Annotated in this window: 5 protein-coding genes; 4 read left to right on the top strand and 1 reads right to left on the bottom strand. The window is 67.3% G+C overall.

Annotation, left to right across the window (positions count from 1 at the left end):
- Positions 1–460 precede the first annotated feature (460 nt).
- From folE to DBR20_RS01275, 4 genes are all read left to right on the top strand, one after another.
- Entirely contained in the window at positions 461–1,072 is a 612-nt protein-coding gene (gene folE / locus DBR20_RS01290; protein ID WP_089241981.1) for a GTP cyclohydrolase I FolE, read from the top strand.
- Positions 1,073–1,181: 109 nt separating this feature from the next.
- Entirely contained in the window at positions 1,182–2,651 is a 1,470-nt protein-coding gene (locus DBR20_RS01285) for a DUF3375 domain-containing protein (protein WP_089241983.1), read from the top strand.
- Positions 2,638–3,339, top strand: a complete 702-nt coding sequence (locus DBR20_RS01280) for a DUF4194 domain-containing protein (protein ID WP_108264912.1) — start codon at positions 2,638–2,640, stop codon at positions 3,337–3,339. The genes DBR20_RS01285 and DBR20_RS01280 overlap by 14 nt, the downstream gene beginning before the upstream one ends.
- Positions 3,340–3,355: 16 nt before the next feature.
- Positions 3,356–6,736, top strand: a complete 3,381-nt coding sequence (locus tag DBR20_RS01275) for an ATP-binding protein (protein ID WP_108264911.1) — start codon at positions 3,356–3,358, stop codon at positions 6,734–6,736.
- A gap of 225 nt (positions 6,737–6,961) precedes the next feature.
- On the opposite strand, the gene DBR20_RS01270 is transcribed toward DBR20_RS01275, so the two are convergent.
- Positions 6,962–7,193: TSUP family transporter (locus DBR20_RS01270; protein ID WP_146186925.1), on the bottom strand; the 232-nt coding region annotated here is incomplete at its 5' end.

Here is a 7,193-nt window from a genome sequence, read left to right as displayed (position 1 = left end):
TCCATGCGCCTCACGGTCCTGCCCCGCCCGGCCCTCCACCACCCACCCATCACCCCGCGAGCGCGGAGGGTTGGCTCTTTAAAGGCAAGAGCGGTAGCGCCGGGCCGTGCCCGGCGGCTCCTTGTGGCACCGCTCCGCTCGCCGGGCATGGCCCGGCGCTACCAGAGCACTCTCCGAAGCCATGAACCCCAGCTTTTGACCCCCGCTTTCGGGCGGTCCGGCCGCGCCCGCAGGAAACCGTCAGGGAGCGGGAAGGGCGGCAGGGCAGGACCGTGAGGCGCATGGATGCGCCGACCGAGCCCCCAGGGATGGGTTTACGGCGTGTCCTGCCCTGTCGCCCTTTCCGCTCCAAACCGATAGCAGTCCGGCGCCGCGCGTCACCCCCGATGAACCGTCCCCAGAGGACGACCCACCCCCCGGTCGGGTACGATGCTCGCCCCCCGTTCGGGCGCTGTATGCAATGAGCAAGAACAACGAAAAGGCCGCCCCGCAGGGCGATGTGACCCAGGTCCAGGCCGAGGATGCCGTGCGCACCCTGCTGCGCTGGGCCGGTGAGGACCCTACCCGCGAAGGCCTGCTGGATACCCCGCGCCGCGTGGCTGAAGCCTATGGCGACTGGTTCAGCGGCTACCGCGACGACCCGCGCGCCTACATGGAACGCACCTTCGAGGAAGTGGCCGGCTACGACGAACTGATCGTCCTGCGCGACATCGAATACGAAAGCCACTGCGAGCATCACATGGCGCCGATCATCGGCCGCGTGCATGTCGGCTACCTGCCGGCCGGCAAGGTGGTGGGCATCAGCAAGCTGGCCCGCGTGGTCGAAGCCTACGCCCGCCGCTTCCAGGTGCAGGAAAAGATGACCGCGCAGATCGCCCAGTGCATCCAGGATGTGCTGCAGCCGGTCGGCGTCGGTGTCGTCGTCGAAGGCGCCCATGAGTGCATGACCACCCGCGGCATCCACAAGCGCGGCGTCAGCATGGTCACCTCGAAGATGCTGGGCAGCTTCCGCGAGGATGCCCGCACCCGCGCCGAGTTCCTGCGCTTCATCGAAGTAGGCGGCAAGCGCTGAGCGCCGTCGCCTCCCGGTGGCGGCCGCGCGTGGCCGCCGCTTTCGCCGTGCCTGCGTCGCGCCTGCGCGCGCGCGCTGGCCGCCGCGCCCTTCGGACCGATCTCGCTGCATGAAGCACCGCGAACGCATCACCCGTTATCGCCACCTGCGCGAACAGCCGCAATGGAAGCTGCTCGCCGCCGACCACGCACCGGAAATCATCGGCCTGCTGCAGGGCTTGCTGATGGACGGCGATCGCACGTTGCCTGCATCGGTCCTCAACGAGCGCCTGCAGCGCGCGCTGGACCAGCTCAACGGTGACGAGCTTTCGCGCGAGCTGCCGCGGACCGCGCAGGCCTACGTCGCCCATTGGTTGGCGCAGGGCTGGCTGGAACGCCGGCTGCCCGAAGGCGCCGACCAGGAGCAGTACGAGCTCTCGACTCAGGCGCTGCAGGCGATCCGCTTCGCCGACAGCATGGAGCAGGCCCGGGTGGCCGCCACCGAGAGCCGTCTGGCACTGGTGATCGAACAGCTGTCGCAGCTGGCCGCGCAGACCGAGGCCGATCCGGACGCACGCCTGTCCGCACTGCGCGACGAGCGCGACCGCATCGACGCTGAGATCGCCCGTGTCGGGGCCGGCCGTGTGACCGCGCTGGATGGAAAGCGCGCGCTGGAACGTACGCGGCAGATCATCGGCCTGGCCGACGAACTGACCGAAGACTTCCGCCGTGTGCGCGACGACTTCGAACAGCTCAACCGCGATTTCCGCGAACGCATCATCGATGACGAGGGCGAGCGCGGCGACGTGCTGTCCAAGCTCTTCGAAGGCGTGGACGTGATCGGCGAGAGCGACGCGGGCCGCAGTTTCCAGGCATTTTGGCGTCTGCTCAACGACGCCGAACAGAGCGCCCAGCTCGATGCCGCGCTGGAGACGCTGCTGGCCCGTGGCTTCGCCCGTCGGCTGGATCGCAACGAGCGCAATTTCCTGCGCGGCTTCACCAGCACCATGCTCGAGCGTGGTGGCCAGGTGCATGACGTGCTGCAGAACTTCGCGCGCAGCCTGCGCGGTTTCGTGCAGAGCCGTGGCTACCTGGAACAGCGCCGCCTCAACCAGCTGTTGAAACAGGCGCAGTCCGAAGCACTGGCGTTGCGTGATGACTTCCCGGCGCAGCGCGCCATCGGCCGCGACCTGCAGCTGACCACCAGCCGCCTGCGCTCGTGGTCGCAGTGGAAGCTGCACGACCCGCGCAGCGCCCAGGTCGATGGCAACGTCGAATACAACGATGCGGCCAGCATCAGCCTGGAAAGCGTGGGTGACCTGGTGGCGTCGTCGGAAATCGATTTCCGCACCCTGCGCCGCGACCTGCACGACCTGCTCGACAGGCAGCCGAAACTCAGCATCGCCCAGGCCCTGTCACAGCGCGAAGCGCCGCAGGGGCTGGGCAGTGTCATCGGCTACCTCTCGCTGGGCACGCGCTTTGGCAGCGTGATCGCCGGCGAACAGGAGCTTGCCGAATGGCGTGGTGGCGACGGTCAGATCCGTCGCGCCCGCATCCCGCTGGTTTGGTTTACCCAGGAGAGACGCCATGAGCTGGCATGAAGACCCCATCGACGCACCGCATGCCGACCTGGCCGAAGACGCTTACCAGGCCGAGCCGGTGACGACCGTGGCGCAGCCGCGTCGCGGCAACGACGTCTACTACATGGGCGATACCGGCCGCCTGCCGCTGGATGCTCGCCGCGCGCTGTGCCAGCTGCTGATCGGCCCCAGCATCGATCAGCTGCGCCACGCCAAGCTGTGGCCGGCACTGATCCGCAGCGAAGCCGGCATCCGTTCGGCGCTGTCGGACCTGTTCCTGGAACTGGTGCTCGACCGTGACAGTGGCGTGGCATTCACCCGCCAGGCCGACACCGAGGACGTCGATGCACCGGTACTGCTGCGCACGTCGCCGTTGACCTTCATCGATTCGGTGCTGTTGCTGTACCTGCGTCAGCAGCTGGGCGAAGCCGATGCACGCGGCAACCGCGCCGTGGTCGCCGATGCCGAAATGGCTGAAGCGCTGGCCATCTACGAGAAGAACCTGTCCACCGACCGCGCCGGCTTCAACCGCCGCGTCGCCTCGGCGGTGCAGAAGATGAAGGACAACCACATCCTGACCCGCCTCGGCGGCCAGGAAGACCGCCACGAAGTCTCGCCGGCGTTGAAGCTGCTGTTCTCCGCCGAAGACGTATCCCAGCTTTCGGCGGTCTACCGCCAGCTGCGCGAAACCCCGGCCGCTGAAGCCTGAGAGACCCGAGCACCGCATGGCCATTTCCAAGCACACTCCCGCCCTGTTCAATGACGGCCTGCCGGACCCGCGTCTGCAGCAGTTCCGCATGCGCCGCCTGCAGGTGCACAACTGGGGCACCTTCAACGGCCTGACCGAAGTGCCGATCGCCGAGCGCGGCTTCCTGTTCGTCGGCCGCTCCGGCTCGGGCAAGTCGACCCTGCTCGATGCCATGTCCGCACTGCTGACACCACCGGCCATCGTCGATTTCAACGCCGCTGCGCGAGAAGCCGAACGCAGCGGCCGCGACCGCAACCTGGTCTCCTACGTGCGCGGCGCATGGGCCGACCAGCAGGACAGTGGCACCGGTGAAATCGCCACCCAGTACCTGCGCAAGGGCGCCACCTGGACCGCGCTGGTGCTGGAGTATCGCGCCGGTGATGGCCGCGTGGTCAGCCTGGTACGCCTGCTGTGGATCGCCGGCAGCAGCACCTCCGCCGGTGACGTGCGCAAGCACTACATGATCGCCGAGCGCCCGTTCGACATCGCCAAGGACCTCGGCGGTTTCGACCTGGATCTGCGCAAGCTCAAGCAGAAGCTGGCCGACGTCCATCACTTCGATACGTTCTCCGGCTACGCCGAACGCTTCCGCCACCTGCTCGGCATCGACAACGAGATGGCGCTGCGCCTGCTGCACAAGACGCAGTCGGCCAAGAACCTGGGCGACCTCAACGTCTTCCTGCGCGACTTCATGCTCGACACGCCGAAGACCTTCGACGCCGCCGAACGACTGGTCAGCGATTTCGCCGAACTCGATGGCGCGCACCAGGCCGTGGTCACTGCGCGGCGTCAGGTCGAAACCCTGCAGCCGGCGCGCGAACATTACCGCGACCTGCAGGCGATGAGCCGCCGTCGCGGCGACGACGAAGCGCTCAAGCTTGGTATCGACAGCTTCCGCGAAAGCCGCCGCCAGCTGCTGATCGAAGCGCGCCTGCGCGAGATGGACACACGCGATCGTGGCCTGCTGGGTGAAGAATCGCAGCGTCGTGCGGCGCTGGACAACCACACCGAACGCCTGGCCGAGCTGGAATTGCAGCGCCGCCAGCAGGGCGGCGAGCGCATCGAGGAACTGGAACGCGAGCAGGGCCGTGCCGAAGCCGAGCGCGACCGCCGCTTGGCCAAGCAGGCGCAGGCACACGACGCTGCACAGAAACTGCAGGCCGCGTTGCCCGACGACGCGCATGGCTTCGCCGAGCTGGTCGAACAGGCGCAGTCCGAACTGGAAGACCGCCAGCGCGCTTCGAGCGCCTTGGACGACGCCATCAGCGAACGGCTGGGCGGCAAGCGCGACGACGAGCGGCGCTTCTCCGAAGTGCGTGGCGAACTGGAGGCGATGCAGCGCACGCCCTCCAGCATTCCTGCGCCGATGCAGAAGCTGCGCGCGCGCCTGGCCGAAGAAACCGGTATCTCCGAAGCGGCCTTGCCGTTCGTCGGCGAACTGATCCAGGTCCGCTCGGAAGAGCAGAGCTGGCAGGGCGCGATCGAACGTGTGCTCGGTGGCTTCGCGCAATCGCTGCTGGTCGACGACAAGCACTACAACGACGTCGCCGAATGGGTGAACCGCACCCACCTGGGCATGCGTTTCACCTACTACCGCGTGCGTCGCAATGATGATGCGTTCGCCCGCGAACCGTCCGCGAAATCGCTGCTGCACAAGCTGGAACTGCGCGACCACGTGTTCGAAAGCTGGCTGCGCCGCGAGCTGGGCAAGCGCTTCGACTACGAATGCGTGGATGCCAAGCAGCTGCGCAACGTCGACCGCGGCATCACCCGCGAAGGCCAGGTCAAGCATCCGGGCGACCGCTTCGAGAAGGACGATCGCAGTGCGGTGAATGATCGCCGCCGCTGGCTGCTGGGTTTCAGCAACCGCGACAGGCTCGCTGTTTTCGAGAAGGAAGCCCAGGAGCTGGCCGCCCGCATCGCCAGCTGCGATACCGACATCGCACGCCTGCGCAGCCAGCGTGACCGCGACAACGAACGTCGCCTGGCCTGCCACCAGCTGGTGGGCATCAGCTGGAATGAAATCGACGTCGCCGCGCCGCAGCAGCGTCTGGCCGACATCGAGGCCAGCCTGCACGCCCTGCGCGAAGGCAACGCCGACCTGGCCAGGATCGCCCAGCAGATCGACGCCACCCGCGCCGATATCGAGCAGGCCCGCCGCACTTACGAAGACACCCGCGTCGAGCGCGGCCAGCTGGTGCGCGAACGCGACCGCTTGGACCGGGCCCGCCAGCAGAGCCGTGCACTGGTATTGCCGGCACTGGCCGAAGACCAGGAAGCCGGCCTGGCCGAGCGCCTGCAGGAGCAGGGCCCGCTCAGCCTGGAAACGCTGGAAGCGCACATGCGCCAGGTCAGCAACGCGCTGAACGAACAGCTGTCGTCCTCGCAGCAGGACGTCAACCGCGTCGAGAACCTGCTGCTGGGCTGCTTCCGTCGCTTCATCCAGCAGTGGCCGGAAGAATCGGGCGACTTCACCGTGTCGGTGGCCTCGGCCGAGGATTTCCTGGCCCGCCTCGAACGCCTTGAACGCGATGGCCTGCCGCAGCACGAAGAGCGCTTCTTCGACCTGCTGCAGAACCAGAGCAAGAACAACCTGCTGGCGCTGCAGCGGCACAGTGCCGAGGCCCGCAAGTCGATCGGCCAGCGCCTGGACGAAGTCAACGCCAGTCTGGAGCAGGTGCCCTTCAACCGTGGCACCCTGCTGACCATCGAGCTGAACGACCGGCGCCTGCCGGAAGTGCAGGAGTTCCACCTGCAGCTGCGCGAGGTGCTGTCGCAGCAGCAGACCGAGCAGCGCGACGTCGCCGAAACCCAGTTCACCGTCCTGCGCCAGCTGGTCAACCGCCTGGGCTCGCAGGAAGGCGAAGACAAGCGTTGGCGCGAGATTGTGCTGGACGTGCGCCTGCACGTGGAGTTCATCGGCGTGGAGCTGGACGTGGAAACGCGCCAGCAGGTCGAGATCTACCGCAGTGGCGCCGGCAAGTCCGGTGGCCAGCGGCAGAAGCTGGCCACCACCTGCCTGGCGGCGGCGCTGCGCTACCAGCTCGGCGGTGCCGACAGCCAGCTGCCCAGCTATGCCGCGGTCGTGCTCGACGAAGCCTTCGACAAGGCCGACAACGAGTTCACCGCGCTGGCGATGAACATCTTCGACAACTTCGGTTTCCAGATGGTGGTTGCCACCCCACTGAAATCGGTGATGACGCTGGAGCCGTTCATCGGTGGCGCCTGCTTCGTCGAGATCAGCGGCCGCCACGATTCGGGCGTCCTGCTCATCGAGTACGACGAAGAAGGCAAGCGCCTGAAGCTGCCGGAGCGCAGCCGCCAGCAGGCCGACGAACCGGAAGAAGCCGAAGCCTGATCGCCTCGGCCCGCCCTGGTAGCGCCGGGCCATGCCCGGCGGCCCTTCGCGGCCGGCAACAGCGTGCCAACCAAGGTTGGCACCCACCGGGTCATGAATCCCGATAGTGGTAGTGCCGGCCGCTGGCCGGCAATCCCCTGTACAGCCGGGCCATGCCCGGCGGCCCTTCACGGCCGGAAACAGCGTGCCCACCAAGGTTGGCCCCTACCAGGTCATGACGCTCATTCACGAACCGCGGAACGTATCCCACGCCATCCGCGCGATCAGCACCACCACCAACCCCACGAACAGCTTGCGGATGAACGGCGTGCCGCCCTTCAGCGCCAACCGCGTGCCCACCACCGAACCGATGATGTTGGCCGCTGCCATCGGCAGCGCGAACAGCCACAGGATGTTGCCGGTCGGCACGAAGAACGAGATCGCCGCCACGTTGGTCGCCAGGTTCACCACCTTCGAC

It is taken from the genome of Stenotrophomonas sp. HMWF023, from assembly GCF_003060985.1.
GTDB classification, from domain to species: domain Bacteria; phylum Pseudomonadota; class Gammaproteobacteria; order Xanthomonadales; family Xanthomonadaceae; genus Stenotrophomonas; species Stenotrophomonas lactitubi.
The sequence above is the reverse complement of the archived record's forward strand: the minus strand, read 5'-3'. Positions and strand labels throughout refer to the sequence as shown.

Excerpts from the sequence above, each read along its gene's own strand:
- DBR20_RS01285 (WP_089241983.1), top strand. The coding sequence starts at position 1,182 with ATGAAGCACCGCGAACGCATCACCCGTTATCGCCACCTGCGCGAACAG.
- DBR20_RS01275 (WP_108264911.1), top strand. The coding sequence starts at position 3,356 with ATGGCCATTTCCAAGCACACTCCCGCCCTGTTCAATGACGGCCTGCCG.
- DBR20_RS01280 (WP_108264912.1), top strand. The coding sequence starts at position 2,638 with ATGAGCTGGCATGAAGACCCCATCGACGCACCGCATGCCGACCTGGCC.
- folE (WP_089241981.1), top strand. The coding sequence starts at position 461 with ATGAGCAAGAACAACGAAAAGGCCGCCCCGCAGGGCGATGTGACCCAG.